Source organism: Ruegeria sp. CDSB022 (assembly GCF_059611145.1).
This window is the reverse complement of record NZ_JBXWOZ010000002.1, coordinates 255377-275737: the sequence shown is the minus strand read 5'-3', so window position 1 is coordinate 275737 and position 20361 is coordinate 255377. Positions and strand designations below refer to the sequence as shown.

At 57.2% G+C, this 20361-nt stretch carries 18 protein-coding genes; 14 read left to right on the top strand and 4 right to left on the bottom strand.

Features of this window, described 5'->3' with window-relative positions; translation table 11 throughout:
- Nucleotides 1–55 precede the first annotated feature (55 nt).
- Nucleotides 56–796, top strand: coding sequence for a YebC/PmpR family DNA-binding transcriptional regulator (locus tag AC2FIZ_RS06770; RefSeq protein WP_142636775.1), 741 nt, complete (start codon nt 56–58; stop codon nt 794–796).
- Nucleotides 797–932: 136 nt separating this feature from the next.
- On the top strand, nt 933–2204 hold the full coding sequence (locus AC2FIZ_RS06765; protein ID WP_281972728.1) for a permease: 1272 nt from the start codon (nt 933–935) through the stop codon (nt 2202–2204).
- 14 nt (nt 2205–2218) lie between these two features.
- On the opposite strand, the gene AC2FIZ_RS06760 is transcribed toward AC2FIZ_RS06765, so the two are convergent.
- A complete protein-coding gene (locus AC2FIZ_RS06760; protein ID WP_281972729.1) occupies nt 2219–3103 on the bottom strand; it encodes a LysR family transcriptional regulator ArgP in 885 nt (294 codons plus the stop codon).
- A gap of 86 nt (nt 3104–3189) precedes the next feature.
- Here AC2FIZ_RS06760 and AC2FIZ_RS06755 point away from each other — a divergent pair, with 86 nt between their 5' ends.
- From AC2FIZ_RS06755 to AC2FIZ_RS06730, 6 genes are all read left to right on the top strand, one after another.
- The gene (locus AC2FIZ_RS06755) at nt 3190–3789 is read left to right on the top strand and encodes a LysE/ArgO family amino acid transporter (RefSeq protein WP_281972730.1); all 600 of its coding nucleotides are present in this window, start codon (nt 3190–3192) and stop codon (nt 3787–3789) included.
- Between the two features lie 40 nt (nt 3790–3829).
- On the top strand, nt 3830–4738 hold the full coding sequence (locus tag AC2FIZ_RS06750; protein ID WP_496790796.1) for a DMT family transporter: 909 nt from the start codon (nt 3830–3832) through the stop codon (nt 4736–4738).
- A gap of 87 nt (nt 4739–4825) precedes the next feature.
- Nucleotides 4826–5398: a choline-binding transcriptional repressor BetI gene (betI, locus tag AC2FIZ_RS06745; protein ID WP_271949443.1), complete on the top strand. Its 573-nt coding sequence runs from the start codon at nt 4826–4828 to the stop codon at nt 5396–5398.
- Entirely contained in the window at nt 5395–6903 is a 1509-nt protein-coding gene (gene betC / locus AC2FIZ_RS06740) for a choline-sulfatase (RefSeq protein ID WP_142636786.1), read from the top strand. The genes betI and betC overlap by 4 nt, the downstream gene beginning before the upstream one ends.
- A gap of 86 nt (nt 6904–6989) precedes the next feature.
- Complete coding sequence (gene betA / locus AC2FIZ_RS06735; protein ID WP_281972732.1) at nt 6990–8648, top strand: choline dehydrogenase; 1659 nt, start codon at nt 6990–6992, stop codon at nt 8646–8648.
- A 78-nt stretch (nt 8649–8726) separates the two neighbouring features.
- Nucleotides 8727–8966, top strand: a complete 240-nt coding sequence (locus AC2FIZ_RS06730) for an HP1242/YdcH family protein (RefSeq protein ID WP_142636790.1) — start codon at nt 8727–8729, stop codon at nt 8964–8966.
- A gap of 59 nt (nt 8967–9025) precedes the next feature.
- On the opposite strand, the gene AC2FIZ_RS06725 is transcribed toward AC2FIZ_RS06730, so the two are convergent.
- Entirely contained in the window at nt 9026–10426 is a 1401-nt protein-coding gene (locus AC2FIZ_RS06725) for a helix-turn-helix domain-containing protein (protein WP_142636792.1), read from the bottom strand.
- 65 nt (nt 10427–10491) lie between these two features.
- Complete coding sequence (locus AC2FIZ_RS06720) at nt 10492–11697, bottom strand: multidrug effflux MFS transporter (protein ID WP_281972733.1); 1206 nt, start codon at nt 11695–11697, stop codon at nt 10492–10494.
- A 183-nt stretch (nt 11698–11880) separates the two neighbouring features.
- Between AC2FIZ_RS06720 and AC2FIZ_RS06715 the strand changes: the two genes are divergently transcribed.
- The 5 genes from AC2FIZ_RS06715 (at nt 11881) to AC2FIZ_RS06695 (ending at nt 17494) form a co-directional block, all read left to right on the top strand.
- Nucleotides 11881–13413: an acyl-CoA carboxylase subunit beta gene (locus AC2FIZ_RS06715; RefSeq protein WP_142636795.1), complete on the top strand. Its 1533-nt coding sequence runs from the start codon at nt 11881–11883 to the stop codon at nt 13411–13413.
- Between the two features lie 251 nt (nt 13414–13664).
- The gene (locus AC2FIZ_RS06710; protein ID WP_281972735.1) at nt 13665–13997 is read left to right on the top strand and encodes a DUF6497 family protein; all 333 of its coding nucleotides are present in this window, start codon (nt 13665–13667) and stop codon (nt 13995–13997) included.
- 73 nt (nt 13998–14070) lie between these two features.
- Nucleotides 14071–14424, top strand: a complete 354-nt coding sequence (locus AC2FIZ_RS06705; RefSeq protein WP_496790795.1) for a hypothetical protein — start codon at nt 14071–14073, stop codon at nt 14422–14424.
- A 706-nt stretch (nt 14425–15130) separates the two neighbouring features.
- On the top strand, nt 15131–15334 hold the full coding sequence (locus tag AC2FIZ_RS06700) for a hypothetical protein (RefSeq protein WP_142636801.1): 204 nt from the start codon (nt 15131–15133) through the stop codon (nt 15332–15334).
- Between the two features lie 114 nt (nt 15335–15448).
- Complete coding sequence (locus AC2FIZ_RS06695) at nt 15449–17494, top strand: acetyl-CoA carboxylase biotin carboxylase subunit (RefSeq protein ID WP_281972736.1); 2046 nt, start codon at nt 15449–15451, stop codon at nt 17492–17494.
- Between the two features lie 76 nt (nt 17495–17570).
- Here AC2FIZ_RS06695 and AC2FIZ_RS06690 read toward each other — a convergent pair whose 3' ends face one another.
- Nucleotides 17571–18017: a DUF4174 domain-containing protein gene (locus tag AC2FIZ_RS06690; RefSeq protein ID WP_496790793.1), complete on the bottom strand. Its 447-nt coding sequence runs from the start codon at nt 18015–18017 to the stop codon at nt 17571–17573.
- Between the two features lie 168 nt (nt 18018–18185).
- Here AC2FIZ_RS06690 and scpA point away from each other — a divergent pair, with 168 nt between their 5' ends.
- Entirely contained in the window at nt 18186–20312 is a 2127-nt protein-coding gene (scpA, locus tag AC2FIZ_RS06685) for a methylmalonyl-CoA mutase (protein WP_281972737.1), read from the top strand.
- Nucleotides 20313–20361 lie beyond the last annotated feature (49 nt).

The following is a 20361-nucleotide window of genomic DNA, read 5'->3' as shown; positions in this document are numbered from 1 at the left end:
CCCGCAAACGTCTATATGGGCGCCAAATACGCAATCACTATCACGAGGACGCACCATGGCAGGCCACTCCAAATGGGCCAATATCCAGCACCGCAAGGGACGTCAGGACGCCGCGCGGTCCAAACTGTTTTCCAAGCTGTCAAAAGAGATCACCGTTGCCGCTAAGATGGGCGACCCCGATCCCGACAAGAACCCGCGTCTGCGTCTGGCGGTGAAAGAGGCTAAGTCGAACTCGGTCCCCAAAGACGTGATCGACCGTGCGATCAAGAAATCGCAGGCAGGCGACGGCGACGAATACGAAGAAATCCGGTATGAAGGCTATGGCCCCAACGGCGTGGCCGTCATCGTCGAGACGATGACCGACAACCGGAACCGGACCGCATCGACCGTGCGCTCGACCTTTTCCAAGAATGGCGGCAATCTTGGCGAGACCGGTTCCGTCGGCTTTATGTTCGAACGCAAGGGTGAAGTGGTCTATCCGGATACGGTTGGTGATGCCGACACCGTGTTCGAAGCGGCCATTGAGGCAGGCGCGGAAGATGTTGAAAGCTCGGACGAAGGTCATATCATCTGGTGCGCCGACACCGATCTGAACGACGTCTCGAACGCGCTCGAGGCCGCGCTGGGTGAAACGGAATCCACCAAACTGGTTTGGAAGCCAAGCACCACGACCGAGCTGGGGCTTGAGGATATGCAAAAGCTGATGAAGCTGGTCGATGCGCTGGAAGATGATGATGACGTTCAGCGCGTCACAACCAATTTCGAAGCCTCGGATGAGGTGATGGCGCAGCTTTGATCTGCCCCGCATCTTGAGATTTGGAAACCCGGCCGTCAGGCCGGGTTTTTTGTTGGTTGGAGGATAGGGCTATTGGCCGATCAGGTTCGAACCCATAGGCTGGGTCGAATAGCTGAAGCAGTGAGTCAAAGAGCAGATGACCGAACCTCAATTTGATTTGGCCAAACGCAATGTGCCTGTTTTGACCGGGCAGAGTATTCTGTCCCAGGTCGCCTGGACCCTTGGCAGCCCGTCCATTGTCTTGCCGTTTCTTGCGGTTTCGCTGGAACTCCCGATGTTCATCGCCGGCGCGCTGGTTTCAATCCGCATGGTCGGCAGCATGATCGCCGACGTGTTTCTGGCCCAGGTCATTGCGCTGCGCGAACAGAAGAAACGCAGCATCGCGATGACCGAAGTATTGATCGGGGCCTGCCTTGTCATGGCTCTGGCGGCGGCCGCGACGGGCAGTCTCGTGTTCACGGCCACAGCCTTTATCGCCGCATTTTTTTTGATCGGTCTCGTGGGTGAGATCCAGACATTGCTGCTTACTGACCTGCTGGGCGCGCACGTTCAGTCCAGGTCACGGATGATCATGCGATATCTGCAGTTAGGCGCCGGCGGATTGGGCGCAATCGGTCTTGTTCTGTTGGTCCATCAAATCACGCTGGGCAACCCTCCGTTTGCGCGCCATTCGGTTGTGATCGGAGTTGCAGTGGTGTTTTTTCTGTTGTCTGGCCTATCAATCCTGGCGATGTCCGAAGTTCCGCATCAGAAAATTTCCACAGCGCCTGAGGACGAAAGCAAAAGACATTGGTCCGAGTATTTCACCGATATTCTGGCGATGTTCAACCAGACCTGGTTCCGGCGCTATATGGTCATGCGCCTTCCGATTGTGGTTGTCAGTCTATCGGTTCCGTTCTTTGCCCTGATGGCGGCCGAGGCACATCACAGTTCGGCCAAAGGTCTTACCGCAATGATCATTTCGTCGGCCTCTGGATATCTGGTCTCTGCGCCTTTGTGGCAGTTTGTTAACCTGAAATCCCACCGGGCGGTCATGGTATCCGGAACTCTGATGGTGGCCTTGACCGGAGCAGGGCTGCTGACGGTCCATTACCTCCATATCGGTCATCAGGTGCACACTCATGCGGTTGCCCTGTTTGTGGTGACCGTGGCGGTAACAGGCATCAGCAGTGCCCGAAAGTTGTATTTTCTGGATATCGCCCCGTTTGATCAGCGGGTCAAAGGGGCGGCAGCGGTGAAAAGCATCTCGCGGATTGTTGCGGTCATCGTGTCGGCGGCACTGGCTGGTCTGGCACATATGCAAGAGGTCTCGGCGGCGGTTTTGATCGTTGTCTTGGTCAGCCTGATCGCAGCTTTTGCCTGTTACCGGGTGGTGACGCCGATTCCTAAAGCGCCCGAGCCATCCTGATCGGCCAATCCTGTCTATCGTTGAATAAGCGCGTCGACAGCCGCGCGCTTTACAGCGGCGGTCAGCGGCGAAAGGGCCGAGGATAAGACACGCCCGACCTGCCAGGTCAGCGGAACATCAAGGGGCTTGTCTGGTATCAAGGGGCACAACAGGCCATCTGCCAAAGGCTTTTGTACCAACTCAATCGGGTTCATTCCCCACCCGATGCCGGCGATCGCTGCATCCACAAACCCGTGTGAGGATGGCAGGAAATGCGATGGCGGGGAAATGTGGTGCCCGAACTCTCTCGCAAACCAGGCTTTCTGAAGACCGTCCTTTTGATTGAAGGTCAGGCACGGTGCCATGGCAAGGCTGCTTTTGGTTACACCTTCCCGGAACCATTTATGCATAAAACCTGGGCTGGCCGTTGGAATATACCTGAAATCCCCAAGTGGATGGGCATCGCAGCCAGAGACCGGTTGCCCTCCGGTGGTAACAGCCGCGCTGACCTCACCGCGGCGCAACCAATCGGCCGAATGGTCCTGATCATCAATTACCAGATCGAACAGCAACTCATCTGTTTGGGCCATCGCAGCGATGAACCATGTGGCCAAACTGTCTGCGGGAATTGCAATGCGCACCTGGGTGGGGCCAGAGGTTCCCTCCAACGCAAGTTCACGGGCCAGCTGTGCCTCAAGCAGCCCGATATCCTCGGCGTATCTGGCAATGCGCAAGCCGGCGGGTGTCGCTGTGCAGGGCGCACCACGAGTGATCAGAGCGGCGCCTATCCGATCCTCTAATGACTTGATCCGCTGCGATATCGCCGAAGGCGTCACCGACAGCTCTGAGGCGGCGGCGTCAAAGCTTCCGTGGCGTAGAATGGCCGAAAGTGCGGCAAGGTGATTGGGATCCAGCAACATTAGCAGAGCTTAACCAGGTGTAACTTCTTTAATTTGATAAATCGACTGACTGGCTCTAGTCAATCAAATCGAACACAGGAGGTTTCATGTCCGCATCTCTGATTTCCGGATTCGCTCTGGGCTTTAGTCTGATTTTGGCCATTGGTGCGCAGAACGCCTTTGTCCTGCGTCAAGGGCTGCGCCGCGAACATGTTTTTGCCCTATGCCTGACCTGCGCCGTATCGGATGCCATTCTGATTGCGGCAGGGGTTGCCGGGTTCGGAACGCTTGCTCAGACTGCTCCTTGGTTCGAGCCGGTCATGCGCTATGGCGGGGCTGTGTTTCTGACCTGGTACGGGTTGCGCAGCCTGCTATCGGCCTGGCGCGGCGGGTCTTCCATGGATGTCAGTGAAGGGACACGTTCAAGTCTGAGGTCTGTCCTGCTGACCGTGCTGGCCTTCACCTGGTTGAATCCGCATGTCTATCTGGACACGGTGGTTCTGATCGGGTCGATATCTGCACAATATGATGACCGGTTGGCCTTTGCTATTGGAGCGATGCTGTCCAGCTTTGTCTTCTTCTTCTCGTTGGGCTACGGGGCAAGGATTCTGTCGCCGGTCTTTGCCCGCCCAAGGGCATGGCAGGTGCTGGATGTTGTTATCGGTTTTGTCATGCTGGCGATTGCGGCCAAGCTGGTGGCGATCTGAGGTCTTGTTCCCGCCTGTGTTTCGGTGTTGAACCGTTAACATGACAACTCAACCTAACACCTATCGGCCATTGGCGGGAATGTTCTGGATGTTTTCCGCCGGTCTGTCCTTTGTTGTCATGACTGCGCTCGTCAAATCTCTGGGCACCTCCATGGACCCGATACAGGCCGCATTTCTGCGCTTTGTCTTTGGGTTGGTGTTCCTACTGCCAGCGTTACGGCTGATCGTTACGACACCTCTGACACGTAGGCATCTGACACTGTTCGGCATCCGCGGGGTGGTTCACGCCATTGCCGTGATGCTGTGGTTCTTTTCCATGAGCCGAATTCCGTTGGCCGAAGTCACGGCCATGAACTACATGACGCCGGTCTATGTCACATTGGGTGCTGTGCTGTTTCTAGGCGAGAAACTAGCCTTCCGCCGGATTGCCGCCATTGGTGTCGCATTGATCGGTGTAGCAATTATTCTCCGACCTGGGTTTCGGGATATCTCGGTTGGTCACGTGACCATGTTGGGGACTTCGTTGACGCTTGGTGCGTCCTACCTGCTGGCCAAGATGCTGGTGCGAGATCTGCCGCCCTCGGTCGTGGTTGCACATATGTCCATATGGGTGACGACGGCGCTGATACCTTTCGCCATTGCCGTGTGGTCCCCTCCAAGTCTCCATGATTTGGGTGTGCTGTTTCTGGTTGCCTGTTTTGCAACACTTGGACACTATCTGATGACCTTGGCCCTGCAGGCCGCCCCCGTTGCAGTGACGCAGCCCGTCACATTCTTACAGCTGATCTGGGCCACGCTGGTTGGGGCGTTGGTTTTCCACGAAAGCGTAGATTTGTGGGTGGTCGCGGGGGGCACGCTGATTCTGTTGGCAGTCAGTTTTATTGCCTGGCGCGAGGCCGTGTTGAACCGCAGCAGCCTGACGACCCCCAGTATTGCACCTAAACTTTAGCCGGTTTCTGCCGAAAAAACGTTATTAATTGACGAGTCAATAAAAATCTCCTAGCGTTTTTCTATCAAAAGCAGTTGAGGGGTACGGATGCCGAAACTCGGAATGGAGCCAATCCGCCGTGATGCGATCGTTAAGGCAACGATTGCTGAGCTCGGGTCGAAAAAATCCCTCGATGTAACCGTCAGCCAGATCGCTAAGCGGGCTGGCATGTCCAGCGCGCTGGCACATCACTATTTCGGCGGTAAAGATCAGATTTTTCTGGCAGCGATGCGCCGCATCCTGTCGGATTTCGGGGCAGAGGTCCGGTCAGAACTGAAAGCAGCCACGCCAAGTGGACGCGCGCAGGCGATCATCCGGGCATGCTTTGCCCCATCCTGTTTCACGCCGGATGTGACGGCAGCGTGGATGACATTCTACGTTCTTGCGCAGACCAATGACGACGCCCTGCGATTGTGGCAGATTTATCAGGCCCGTATCCGGTCGAACCTGGTTTATGCGCTGCGCCCGCATTTGGCCGATCCGGTTGAGGCGGCCGGCAACATGATCGCCTTGATCGACGGACTTTATATCCACGCCGCGCTGAGCGCCCCGGAAGAACCGCAACTGGCTGTAAACCACGCGATGCGCGTGCTCAGCACCTTGCTCGAGGCCGAGAAATGACAAAACCTAATATTCTGATCCTGATGGTGGATCAGTTGAACGGGACCCTTTTTCCTGACGGTCCTGTCGACTGGCTGCATGCGCCAAACCTGAAAAAGCTGGCCGAACGATCCACGCGATTTGCGAATGCCTATACGGCGTCGCCCTTGTGTGCGCCGGGTCGGGCCAGTTTTATGTCCGGTCAGTTGCCGTCGCGCACTGGTGTCTATGACAATGCCGCCGAGTTTGGCAGTGATATTCCGACCTATGCCCACCATCTGCGCCGTGCAGGGTACTATACCTGTCTGTCGGGCAAGATGCATTTCGTCGGGCCTGATCAGTTGCACGGGTTTGAAGATCGCCTAACCACCGACATCTACCCCGCCGATTTCGGCTGGACCCCGGACTACCGTAAACCAGGCGAGCGGATTGACTGGTGGTATCACAATATGGGTTCGGTCACGGGCGCAGGTGTAGCCGAGATTTCCAACCAAATGGAATATGATGACGAGGTGGCCTATAACGCCAAGTCCAAGCTATACGATCTGGCCCGTGGCAAGGACGACCGTCCATGGTGCCTGACTGTAAGCTTTACCCACCCGCATGATCCCTATGTTGCACGTCGCAAATACTGGGACCTGTACGAAGATTGCGAGCACCTTCTGCCCGAGATTGCCGACCTTGGTTATGATAATCAGGACCCGCATTCGAAACGGATTTTTGACGCCAATGACTGGCGCAGCTTTGACATCACTCAAGAAGATACCCGCAAATCACGCCGCGCCTATTTCGCCAATATCTCTTATCTGGACGACAAGGTCGGAGAAATCCTCGAGGTGTTAGAGACCACGCGGCAAGAGGCGATCATCCTGTTCGTTTCGGATCATGGCGATATGCTTGGTGAACGCGGATTGTGGTTCAAGATGACCTTCTATGAAGGGTCATCCCGCGTCCCGCTGATGATCTGTGCGCCCGATCTGCCAGCGGGCCGGATCGACGCTCCGGTTTCGACCATAGATGTGACGCCGACCTTGGGTGCTCTTGCCGGTGTCGATATGGCAGAGATCGCGCCGTGGACAGATGGCGAAAACCTAGTGCCGCTGGCCATGGGGCACGAGCGCAGCGCGCCGGTCGCGATGGAATATGCGGCCGAGGCCTCTTATGCGCCACTGGTGTCCTTGCGCTATGGCAAATGGAAATACAACCGATGTGCGCTAGACCCTGATCAACTGTTCGACCTCGAGGCGGACCCTTCCGAGTTGGAGAACCTCGCAGACCGGCCAGAGCATGCAGGAACGTTGCAGACCTTGCGTGCCAAGTCCGATGCTCGCTGGGATCTGGATCGGTTCGACGCCGAAGTTCGCGCCAGCCAGGCGCGTCGCTGGGTCGTGTACGAGGCGTTGCGCCAGGGCGGGTATTATCCTTGGGACTACCAGCCCCTGCAGAAAGCATCTGAGCGGTACATGCGTAACCACATGGATCTGAATATCGTCGAGGAAAGCCAACGCTTTCCACGCGGAGAGTAACAACCCGAATTAACAAGACCCTCTCCGGTCAGGCAGAGATTTTTCGATGAAAAATCTTGGCTCCGGTTGAGAATGGAGACCCGAAAATGGAAGCAGATTTCGTCATCGTCGGCGCAGGTTCCGCAGGCTGCGCGATGGCATATCGTTTGAGTGAGGCCGGTGCCTCGGTTCTGGTGATCGAGCATGGCGGTACCGACATGGGCCCGTTCATCCAGATGCCCGCCGCGCTAAGCTATCCGATGAACATGTCGCGCTATGACTGGGGCTATCAATCCGAGCCTGAGCCGCATCTGAATAACCGTCGTCTGGCCTGCCCGCGAGGGAAGGTGATTGGTGGGTCCTCTTCGATCAACGGAATGGTTTATGTGCGCGGCCACGCCCGGGACTTCGATACCTGGGCCGAGATGGGCGCGGATGGCTGGTCTTATGCGGATGTGCTGCCGTATTACAAACGGATGGAGACCTGGCATGACGGCGGTCATGGTGGTGATTCCGCGTGGCGGGGCACTGACGGGCCGCTGCATGTGTCGCGGGGCCCGCGTGCGAACCCGCTGTTCCAGGCCTTTGTCGATGCGGGCCAGCAAGCCGGGTATGAAGTCACGGGCGACTATAACGGTGAAAAGCAAGAAGGCTTCGGCCCGATGGAGCAGACCGTCTGGAAAGGGCGGCGCTGGTCGGCGGCAAATGCCTATCTGCGGCCTGCGCTCAAGCGCGAGAACTGTGATATCGTGCGCGGTCTTGCGACCCGGATTGTTCTGGAAAACGGAAGTGCTGTTGGTGTTGAACTGATCCGTGGCGGCAAGACAGAGGTGATCCGCGCGCGCCGCGAAGTGGTCATCGCAGCCTCGTCCATCAATTCGCCGAAACTTTTGATGCTGTCTGGAATCGGCCCGGCTGCGCATTTGGCTGAGCAGGGGATCGGAGTTGTTGCAGACCGTCCGGGGGTTGGCGCAAATCTACAGGACCATTTGGAGCTGTATATCCAGCAAGCCTCGCTTCAGCCGATCACGCTCTACAAACACTGGAACCTGGTCAGCAAAGGCCTGATCGGGGCGCAATGGCTGTTCACCAAGACCGGCCTTGGTGCCTCGAACCAGTTCGAAAGCGCGGCCTTCATCCGATCAAGGCCGGGTGTCGAATACCCCGACATCCAGTACCACTTCCTGCCGATGGCAGTGCGCTATGACGGGCAGGCTGCGGCCGAGGGGCACGGGTTCCAAGCACATGTGGGTCCGATGCGATCGGAATCACGGGGTGCTGTGACATTGCGCTCGGCTCGACCCGAGGACGCACCTGTTATCCGGTTCAATTACATGAGCCAGGAAAAAGACTGGGAGGAGTTCCGCACCTGTATCCGCCTGACGCGAGAGATTTTCGGGCAAGAGGCGTTCAGACCCTTTGCCGGGAAAGAGATTCAGCCCGGTGCTGCGGTACAAACAGATGAAGAGTTGAACGCCTTTATCGCTGAGCATGCCGAAAGTGCCTATCATCCCTGCGGCACCTGCAGGATGGGACGGGTGGATGACCAGAACGCGGTTGTCGACTCCGAAGGCCGGGTGATCGGCGTGGATCGGCTGCGTGTGGCGGACAGTTCGATCTTTCCGCAAATCACCAACGGCAACCTTAATGCGCCGTCGATCATGGTGGGCGAGAAAGTCTCGGATCATCTGCTGGGCAAAGATCCGTTGCCCAAAGCCAATGATCAGCCTTGGATTCATCCGCAATGGGCCTCGGCGCAGCGCTGATTTGATCCGCGTCAAAGCGGGGGGAGTGGGACCAATATAGACCTGAATCGCAACGCATTTTCTAAGGAGCGAACAGGAATGTCCCACACCCCGCACGAATTGGCCGAAGAGTTTCCCGACAAAGTCGAATTGATCAGTCAGCTTAAACAGTCCGATGCGCATTTTTCTCGGCTGGCCGAAGAGTATCATGAGGTCAATCGTATCGTGCACCGCGCGGAAACCAACGTCGAGCCGATGGAGGATCTCGCCGAAGGCGAGCTGCGCAAGAAACGCGCAGCACTGAAGGATGAGATCTGGGCGATTTTGTCGAACGCTTAAGGGTTGGGCGGGGGCATTGCCCCCGTTTCGGCTGGCCGTGGTTTTAGGCCGGGTAAAGCTCAGGTGACTTCATAGGGTAAGGTTCCGCGGGTATGAGTGTCGATGGACAGGCGACGTTCCAGCGGAGGAACTGACCGTTGGTGGCAGTTCTGGCGTTCGCAGATCCGGCACGAGATACCTATGGGCTCGTAGGCACTGGCGTTTGAGATATCCAGATTGTCGGCATAAACCAACGCTTCGGCGTGGCGGACCTCGCATCCAAGCGCAATCGCATAGCGCCGGACAGGCGCTCCGTACGAACCGCCCGATTTCGAAACATCCCGCGCCAGCGAGATATAGCGGACCCCGTCCGGGGTTTCGGCAAGCTGCCGCAGGAAGTGACCCGGAGTTTCAAAGGCGCGGTGCACATTCCACAACGGGCAGGCACCGCCAAAGCGTGCAAATTGCAGGCGCGTGGCGGAGTGGCGTTTTGTGATCGTTCCAGCCTGATCCACCCGAACAAAGAAGAATGGTATCCCCTTTGCACCGGGGCGCTGCAGCGTCGAAAGCCTGTGGGCCACCTGTTCGATGGATGCTCCAAAACGATTACTGAGCAATTCCAAATCATGGCGGTAAAGCTGGGCTGCACTGAGAAATTCGCCATAGGGCATCAGAGAGGCGCCAGCGAAATAATTCGCCAAGCCGATCTTCGCAATCGCGCGCGCCTCATCACTGTGAAATTTGGCGAAATCCAGTGTCGCTTCAAGCAGCTTGTCCTGATTGATTAGGGATACCTGCAAGAGCAGCTGAAACACTTGTGTTTGCGGTGCAATCCGTGATGACAGCAGCAATGTTTTGCTATCCGCATCGTATTTCCGGGTTTCTTCGATATCCGGGAACTGAACGCGAATACCATTTTCACCCAAGCTTTCGATTGCGGCGGCGCGAATTCCGCCTTTGTCCTGGGCGCGGCCAGAAAATCGTTCCGCAGCCCGGTCAACCGCGTCAATGTAGTTGTCGCAATAATGGAAAAAGTCTCGCACTTCTTCCCAGGGGCTGGCCTGAATCTGTGCGTCTTCACGTCCCAGGGCCTCGTCCAGCGAGGCCAGCCTTTCATGCGTCTGGCGATACGTGCGGTGCAGGGCGATAAACGCTCGGGCCATTGCGGGGGCGTTTGAAGCTGTCAGGCGCAGATCAGCGAGCGGTGGCATGGCGTCATCAAACACGGGGTCCGCCAGCGCCTCGCGCAGGTCTGAGACCAGACGTTCGCTGTCACCAGTGCTAAGTTCGGTCACGTCCATGCCGAATTCCTGCGCCAGAGCCAGAACAACCGTGGTCGAGATCGGGCGGTTGTTATTCTCCATCTGGTTCAGATAGGGAAGCGAAACCCCCAGTTTGGCTGCGAATTCCTTTTGTGTCAGCGTCAGGCGCGTGCGCATTTCACGCAGTTTTGCACCAGCATAGAGCTTTTGGGTCGCCATGGCGTGCCTTTGCAACTTTTCTAATCTTGAACGCTAGCTTTGCAAACCGTCCTGCGCAAGGCGTGTTACAGGCCCAAATACCGTTCGCGCCGGATCACGATGGCAATAGCAACGATGGCAAATGTTGCAGAGGCCAACATCAGCCACAGCAGCGGCATCGCGCCTGTTTCATGGGTTAGTATTGCGCCCGTGAGCGCGCTCAGGCCAGCTCCGCCGCCCAGCATGATGGCCCCGCTCAGCCCAGATGCTGTCGCGGCCAGGTGCGGGCGGACGGACAGTGCGCCTGAAGTTGCGTTTGGAATGGTCATACCATTGCCCACACCAACAATGGTCATGAACCCAAAGAAGCTGAGAACCGAGCCGAAGCCCGTAAGGAACACGATAGTCGACAGTGCAACGCCGGTTGCGTTCATCCAGCACCCCCAAAGAACCATCCGGTTCACGCCAAAGCGGACAGAGAACCTGCCGCTGAAGAAGTTGCCGAAGAAATAACCCACCGCAGGGGCGCCGAAGTAAATGCCCAGTTCTGACGCTGTTAGGCCGAACAGTTCAGTCCCGACGAAAGGCGCGCCGCCCAGATAGGCGAAAAAAGCGCCCGACGACAGGGCTGAGGCCATGGAATAGCCCCAGAACCGAGGGGATCTGAGCAATTCCGGGTATTCACGAAACTGCTGCAGCAAGGTCAGCCCGCTTTTGCGGGATGTTTCTCCGAAGTCGGAATAGGTCAGCATTAGCGCCAGTAGACCCAGCCCGAAAGGAAGCCAGAAATTTGCCTTCCAGCCAAAGCTCTCTTCCAGAAAGCCGCCGATGGCAGGGCCAATCATTGGAACAATGGCCATTCCCATGGTGACATAGCCGATCATCGAAGCGGCCTGATCTGCTTCGTAAAGGTCTCGCACCGCTGCACGGCTAAGGACCATTCCAACTGCCACGACCGCTTGAAACATCCTGAAGGCCAGAAATACTTCGGCGTTCGGGGAGTAGATGCAACCCAGTGTTGCAATCAGAAACAGTACCAATCCCCAGAGAATAACCGGTCTGCGGCCAACCTTATCTGCGATGGGGCCGATCAGAATTTGGATTACTGCGCTGATCATCAGATACAGAGCGATCGACAGCTGCATGACTTTGTAGTCTGCGTCAAAATACGCGGCCATATTGGGCAGGCTGGGAAGGAAAAGATTCAAGCTCAGTGCTGACAGCCCGGATAGCATCACAAGTGTGGCAATGGTGGGGGGCGAACGACGCGCTGGCGAAAAAGTAAACTGCATGGTTCACATGTATAGTGACGGTTTTTGGGATTGCCATCCGTGACCGTGTCTCAGTGCGAAACTTTGCATGTTTACAATTACCCGGAACTGTATTTTCAAAGATTTGCAAATTTGCCGAATGAGGCTTTGGTCTGAACGAAACTAAGTATAGTGTCGCGCCAAATTTCAAAGGGGATCATCGTTATGAAAGACATCCTTTCCGAGCTTGAAGGCCGCCGCAACGATGCACGGCTGGGGGGTGGGCAAAAACGTATTGATGCGCAGCATGCGCGGGGCAAGCTGACCGCACGCGAACGCATAGAGCTGTTGGTGGATGAAGGCAGTTTCGAAGAATTCGACATGTTTGTCAGCCATCGCTGCACGGATTTCGGGATGGAAAATCAAAAGCCTGCGGGCGATGGTGTCGTCACCGGATGGGGCACAATCAATGGTCGTATGGTCTATGTCTTCAGCCAGGACTTCACCGTTTTCGGCGGGTCTCTGTCGGAAACCCACGCGCAGAAAATCTGCAAGATCATGGACATGGCAATCCAGAATGGTGCCCCGGTGATCGGCATCAACGATTCGGGTGGTGCGCGAATCCAGGAAGGTGTGGCCTCGCTTGCGGGTTATGCCGAGGTGTTCCAGCGTAACATCATGGCCTCGGGCGTGGTTCCGCAGATCAGTGTGATCATGGGCCCCTGCGCCGGTGGCGCCGTCTACAGTCCGGCGATGACCGACTTTATCTTTATGGTCAAAGACACCTCGTACATGTTTGTGACAGGCCCCGATGTCGTCAAGACAGTCACCAATGAGGTTGTAACCGCCGAAGAGCTGGGTGGTGCATCGACCCATACCAAGAAATCCTCGGTTGCCGACGGTGCATTCGAAAATGATGTCGAAGCACTGGCCGAAGTGCGCCGTCTTGTCGATTTCCTACCGTTGAACAACAAGGAAAAACCGCCCGTTCGTCCCTTCTTTGACGAGCCGGGCCGGATTGAGGCTTCGCTGGATACGTTGATTCCGGACAACCCGAACACGCCTTATGACATGAAAGAACTCATTGCCAAAGTGGCGGACGAGGGTGATTTTTACGAAATTCAAGAAGATTACGCCAAGAACATCATCACGGGCTTTATCCGTCTGGAAGGTCAGACCGTAGGTGTTGTAGCCAACCAGCCGATGGTGCTGGCCGGCTGTCTGGATATCGACAGCAGCCGAAAAGCCGCGCGCTTCGTCCGGTTCTGTGATTGCTTTGAAATTCCGATTTTGACACTGGTCGACGTGCCGGGCTTTTTGCCGGGAACCTCGCAGGAATATGGCGGTGTGATCAAACATGGCGCAAAACTGCTGTTTGCCTATGGCGAGGCGACCGTTCCGAAGGTCACAGTGATCACCCGAAAGGCCTATGGCGGTGCCTATGACGTGATGGCATCCAAACATCTGCGTGGCGATTTCAACTATGCTTGGCCAACCGCCGAGATCGCGGTGATGGGGGCCAAGGGCGCGACCGAAATCATCCACCGTGCGGATCTGGGCGATGCCGAGAAAATCGCACAGCACGCTCAGGACTATGAGGACCGGTTCGCCAATCCGTTTGTGGCTGCGGAACGTGGATTCATTGATGAGGTGATCATGCCGCATTCGACCCGCCGCCGCGTATCGCGAGCTTTTGCAAGCTTGCGTAACAAGCAACTGAAAAACCCCTGGAAAAAGCACGATAACATTCCGCTGTAAGCTGAAGGTCGCGGGGCAGGTGCTCTGGTGTGCCTGCCTCTCGGCACGTTGGTGTAAAGACCCCCAAACGGCGAATTTGACTTTGAGAGCAAAGCTGCTAAATGAAATGCCTTATTGGACATAGAAAAGCGCGAGCCAGTAGGCATGCGCGCGCGATCCCGGAGAGAGGAGCTCGCCTTTGGTGGGTCTGGGATCGCGCCTTATGTCTGGCAATTCTCTGTCTTGGTTCGCCTACATTCGCTGAAGCATTGGTGCCGGTGCCCTCTGGGCAGCCTGTACATCTGAACGACGTCCTGCTGGACAACAATCCGGGCGAGTTATGGCTGCGCTTTCGGTTCATCGCGCCAAAGATCGGCTCGGATGTGGGACGCATTGGATATGATGTCGCCACGATCGACATGGAGCACCTGTGTCAGACGCTGGCCGTGGCCTATGTCGCGCACCACAAGCTGGAACCAGCCAGGGTTGTGATTTCCCTGTCGAACAAGCCGATAGATTTTGGCCATACCGCGCCGGATGCCACGCAGTTCTTCGAAGCGTATCTTCTGCAGGATTCCCAATGTGTCTGGGATGGAGGGATTTGAGAATGGTTGTCAATTACCACAATTTCTGTGCATTCCCCTTCGCCTCAAAGGACCTTAGCGAAGAGGCGCTGAAATGTTGAAACATCGCGGATTTCCCGGCCGTCTGACCGGGACGGATTATCAATTCACTATCAGACGGGCCAACCCAAAGGGTGTTACCCCACTGACAACGCGTGAACGGTTCCGGGATCGTAAACCAGCTGATCGTCGCGCGGATGCGGCCTTTATCGAGGCCTTGTGGGAGCATTTCGGCGACCAGCCATTCGAACGTGGCAATCTGGATGCCGGTCGCCTGAGCTGGTTTTTCGGGCGTGAGGTCATTCCGGCGGAGGATCCGTTTGACCCCGCCAGCTATGATGCCTTGCTGGTCATTGATCCGAGCGTGGCCAGAGCCTCGTTTCCTGACATTTTCGGCGGGGATGGCTGAAGGTGATCGACGTCGTCGCACATAGACGCCTTGGAAATTCCAACAGGGTTTGTTTGCCCCGGTTGGGCCAAGAAGGATATGTGCGCTGTGCAGATCGGGCGCGTGACAATCGCGCAAAATACCTGAGGGAAAGGGCGCAAACCGCTGATTCTATGGCGTGTATCACCCGTGGCTTGGTGGTGGGAGAACCTTCAAGGCTTGGGCAGGAAAAAGGCCGGTCGGCGGGGGGTGGCCGCGGCGACTTAGGATCGAATTCTTCAGGTCATTCGCTCTCAGGTAGCGCTGATAAAACAAAGGTTTGCGTAACTGTCGGGGCGCGAATTTCACCCTGCTCAACCAAAGTTCATGCGAGCGGAATCGGCGCGTTTCTGCGCGATATTTCGCTGAATGGGCAGATTCTGGCCGGAAATTTCACCACTGGCCAATCCCGGTTTGCAGGTGCAACCGGGCCGTGCATGGTGAGCGGGTCGTGCGGCTCTACTTTGCCTGCGTCGCACGCGCACCTACTATTCCGTACCCCTTCCTTCCGCGGGCAGGCTTGTGGTTTTCACAATGTCCTGCCCGCGTTTTTCTTTGTGCAAACTTCAGTCATTGGATGGCATAAAACTGCGCAAATGAGCATTTCGGTACGCTCGTTATTGAATAACAGTGGCGATTTCCCGCATCTGGCTCTGAAATTGTTAAAAAACCAAAAAGGGCAGACATCATGCGAATCTCGAAAGTCATTCTTGCAATGGCGACCTGTGCAGGGCTCGCCGCGTGCGGAGACTCGACCGGCGAGCAGGCGTTGCTTGGCGGCGGAGCCGGCGCCGTTGGCGCGGCAGTCGTCAGTGCCGACCCGCTGTTGGGTGCCGTGGTCGGCGCGGCAGGCAACGTGCTTTACTGCAAGACCCAGAACAACTGTAGATAACGAAATCTTCGGGGCCCCCGTCGCCCCGACCGTCATCGCGCGACACGCCGTCGTGGGGCCATTGCCCCGCGGCGGCGTTTTGCGTTTCCAGAACTTCAAGACAGAGGACGTTCCATGTTCAACAAGATCCTGATCGCCAACCGGGGCGAGATCGCCTGCCGGGTTATCAAAACCGCCCGCAAGATGGGCATCGGCACGGTCGCCATCTATTCTGACGCGGACAAGAACGCCCTGCATGTATCGATGGCGGATGAGGCGGTGCATATTGGCCCACCGCCTGCAAACCAGTCCTATATCGTCATCGACCGCGTGATGGAGGCAATCCGTCAGAGTGGCGCGCAGGCGGTTCACCCGGGGTATGGTTTTCTGTCGGAAAACTCGAGATTTGCCCAAGCGCTGGATGCCGAAGGCGTGGCCTTTATCGGCCCTCCGGTCGGTGCGATTGAAAGCATGGGTGACAAGATCACCTCTAAAAAGATCGCGCAAGAGGCCGGCGTCTCTACGGTTCCGGGCTATATGGGCCTGATCGAAGACGCCGACGAGGCCGTCAAGATTTCGAATGAGATCGGATATCCGGTCATGATCAAGGCCAGTGCTGGCGGCGGTGGTAAGGGTATGCGGATCGCATGGACCGACGACGAGGCGCGCGAAGGGTTCCAGTCCTCCAAGAACGAGGCCGCGAATTCCTTTGGCGATGACCGGATTTTCATCGAGAAGTTCGTGACCCAACCCCGTCACATCGAGATTCAGGTTCTGTGCGACAGCCATGGTAATGGCATCTATCTGGGCGAACGCGAATGCTCGATTCAGCGCCGAAACCAGAAGGTTGTGGAAGAGGCGCCATCGCCTTTCCTGGACGAGGCGACACGCAAGGCGATGGGCGAACAGGCGGTGGCCTTGGCCAAGGCTGTGGATTATGCCAGCGCTGGCACGGTCGAGTTTATCGTTGATGGTGACAAGAACTTCTATTTTCTGGAAATGAACACACGCCTGCAGGTGGAACACCCGGTGACCGAACTGATCACCGGTGTCGATCTGGTCGAACAGATGATCCGCGTCGCGGCCGGTGAGAAGCTGTCGATCTCGCAGGACGATGTCACACTGACCGGCTGGGCGATTGAAAACCGTTTGTATGCCGAAGATCCTTATCGTGGCTTCTTGCCGTCCATTGGTCGTTTGACGCGCTACCGCCCGCCTCAGGAAACTGCCGCTGGTCCGCTGTTGGTTAATGACAAATGGCAGGGTGAGGCCCCCAGCGGAGAGGCCGCCGTTCGCAATGATACCGGCGTCTATGAAGGCGGCGAGATCAGTATGTATTACGATCCGATGATCGCCAAATTGTGCACCTGGGCCCCGACCCGTGATCAAGCGATCGAGGCGATGCGGGTGGCGCTGGACAGTTTCGAGGTCGAAGGCATCGGGCACAATCTGCCGTTCCTGTCGGCAGTGATGGATCACCCGATCTTCATCAAGGGCGAGATGACTACCGCGTTCATCGAAGAACAGTACCCCGATGGGTTCCAGGGCGTAGAGCTGCCCGAGGCTGACCTGCGCCAGATCGCAGCCTCTTGCGCCGCCATGCACCGGGTGGCCGAGATTCGCCGCACCCGTGTATCGGGCCGGATGGACAACCATGAACGCAAGGTCGGCAAACGCTGGGTCGTGACCCTGCAGGGCCAGGAATACGCAGTTCAGGTGAATGCCGATAAAGAGGGCGCGACGGTCAAATTCGAAGACGGCGCGACATTGCGCGTGGCCTCGGAGTGGACGCCGGGCGACCAGCTGGCGGTGCTGGACGTAGACGGTAGCCCGCTGGTTCTGAAGGCCGACAAAATCTCGGGCGGGTTCCGGATCCGCAACCGGGGCGCGGATATGAAGGTGCATGTGCGCCGTCCGCGTCAGGCGGAACTGGCCAAGCTGATGCCCGAGAAACTGCCGCCGGATACGTCGAAACTGCTGCTCTGCCCGATGCCTGGCCTGATCGTAAAGGTCGATGTCGAAGTGGGCCAAGAAGTGCAGGAAGGTCAGGCGCTGTGCACCATCGAGGCGATGAAGATGGAAAACATCCTGCGCGCCGAGAAAAAAGGCACCGTTGCCAAGATCAACGCAGGCCCCGGCGACAGCCTCGCCGTGGATGATGTGATCATCGAGTTTGAATGATCATGACCGTGCGTTTGACATATCCTGCAAGGGAACCGGCGGTCGCCGCCGGGGCCGTCGGGTATGGGAAACGCGTTCAGCCGCCCTCGCGCCGTTCACGGATTTCGCGTTGGCGCAGGGGGGTCTTGTCGATGGAGCGACCGATTTCACGCACGCTCCAAGGGGAAGGTTTGCGCAGTTTGACCACGCCGTCCTTGTCGACAAACACCATCTGGAACCCGCGCGGGCGCAGTTTTGACCGGATGGGCGAGCGGGCGTCAGGGTCAGTGTCGATCAGAACGACCACATCGCGGTCGCGCATGACGTCCTCCCCTTCCAAAAGCATGTCGACCTGCTGCTGGAATCGCGGGTCAGCAGGTGTATCGGCGAAGACAACAATGGGCCGCTTGATCCACAGATATTCGCTGAGCTCGCTATCCCCCACAGGGCGGACAAATTTATCGTCAGCCGGGGCTACCCCGTCAGCTGCAAGCGCCGCCAGTGGAAATAGCGCCGAAAAAACAAAGGCTAGCGTTCGTATCATTGGGCCTCCTGTTGGATTGAATATAGTCCCTGCGCGCACGAATGCGACCAGCGAAATGCACGCAGCCCATAAAATATTGCGTCCCACCCAATTCGAATGGGCGCAACCACGGATGATAACGCGCAGGCCACGCCCTTGCGCGACCCGAATTGAGAAAAGGATATCGCAATGACCAATAGGAAAGACTGGCAGGCGCTGGCCGAGAAAGAGCTGCGCGGTCGCCCGTTGGACGACCTGACTAGAGAGACGCTCGAAGGCATCGCCGTCAAGCCACTCTATACGCAGGAAGATACGGCTGATCTGCCGCATATGGGCTCCATGCCCGGGTTTGGGCCGTTCACGCGCGGGGTAAAGGCGACAATGTATGCCGGTCGTCCCTGGACGATCCGCCAATATGCGGGGTTTTCCACCGCCGAAGAATCGAATGCCTTCTACCGTCGCAATCTGGCGGCGGGTCAGCAGGGGGTCTCGGTGGCTTTCGATCTGGCCACGCACCGCGGATATGACAGCGACCACCCACGCGTTGTCGGCGATGTGGGCAAGGCCGGTGTGGCCATCGACAGCGTAGAGGACATGAAGATTCTGTTCGACGGCATCCCGTTGGACAAGGTCTCGGTCTCGATGACCATGAACGGTGCCGTGGTTCCTATCCTGGCAAGTTTCATTGTAGCGGGTGAGGAACAGGGCCACGACAAATCCGTCCTGTCCGGCACTATTCAGAATGACATTCTGAAAGAATTCATGGTGCGTAACACCTATATCTACCCGCCTGAGCCTTCGATGAAGATCATCTCGGACATCATCGAATATACGTCGAATGATATGCCCAAATTCAACTCGATCTCAATCTCGGGCTATCACATGCAAGAGGCCGGCGCGAACCTGGTGCAGGAGCTGGCCTATACGCTTGCTGACGGGCGCGAATACGTTCGTGCAGCGACGCAGGCCGGAATGGATGTCGACAAATTCGCTGGTCGCTTGTCGTTCTTTTTTGCCATTGGCATGAATTTCTTCATGGAAATTGCCAAGCTGCGTGCGGCCCGTACCCTTTGGCATCGGGTGATGACCGATTTCGGCGCGAAATCCGAGCGCTCTAAGATGCTGCGGACCCATTGCCAGACCTCAGGCGTGTCGCTGCAAGAACAAGACCCCTATAACAACGTGATCCGCACCGCCTATGAGGCGATGAGCGCGGTTCTGGGCGGCACCCAATCGCTGCATACTAACGCCTTGGACGAGGCGATTGCGCTGCCCACCGATTTCTCTGCTCGCATTGCACGGAACACTCAGTTGGTGCTGCAAGAGGAAACCGGGGTGACCGATGTGGTCGATCCGCTGGCCGGGTCTTACTATATCGAAAGCCTGACCAATGAGCTGGTCGAAAAAGCCTGGGCTCTTATGGAAGAGGTCGAGGAAATGGGCGGCATGACCAAGGCCGTTGCATCCGGCATGCCAAAGCTTCGGATAGAAGAAAGCGCCGCCCGACGGCAGGCGATGATCGACCGAGGTGACGAGGTAATCGTCGGCGTCAACAAGTACCGCAAGGAACGGGAAGACCCGATAGACATTCTGGATGTCGACAACGTGGCTGTCCGCGAGGCGCAGGTGGCACGTCTGGAACGCATCCGTGCCACGCGCGATGAGGCTGCCTGCCAAAAGGCGCTGGACACCCTGACGACCACCGCCCGCGATGGCGGCAACCTGCTGGCCGCTGCTGTCGAAGCCGCCCGTGCCCGCGCATCCGTAGGAGAGATCAGCATGGCAATGGAAAAGGAATTTGGTCGCCACCGCGCCGAGGTCAAAACGCTGGCCGGTGTTTATGGGGCCGCCTATGAGGGCGACGAAGGCTTTGCCGCCATCCAGAAGTCCATTGAGGATTTTGCTGAGGCCGAAGGCCGTCGCCCGCGCCTGCTGGTCGTCAAGATGGGGCAGGACGGGCATGACCGGGGAGCCAAGGTGATCGCCACAGCCTTTGCCGATATCGGCTTTGACGTGGACGTTGGCCCGCTGTTCCAAACGCCGGCCGAGGCAGCACAAGACGCGGTGGACAATGACGTCCATGTCGTCGGCATTTCGTCTCAGGCAGCCGGGCACAAGACGCTGGCCCCGCAGCTGGTCGAAGAACTGAAAAAGGCCGGGGCTGAGGATATCATCGTCATCTGCGGAGGTGTCATCCCACAACAGGATTATAAGTTCCTCTATGATCACGGGGTTAAGGCGATCTTTGGTCCGGGTACGAACATCCCAGAGGCGGCACAAGATATCCTGAGTTTGATCGGCGAAGCCAAAGATTGACCCGGCGCAGAGGTTTTTCGTCGAAAAATCTTGTGATCCAGCGCCTTTG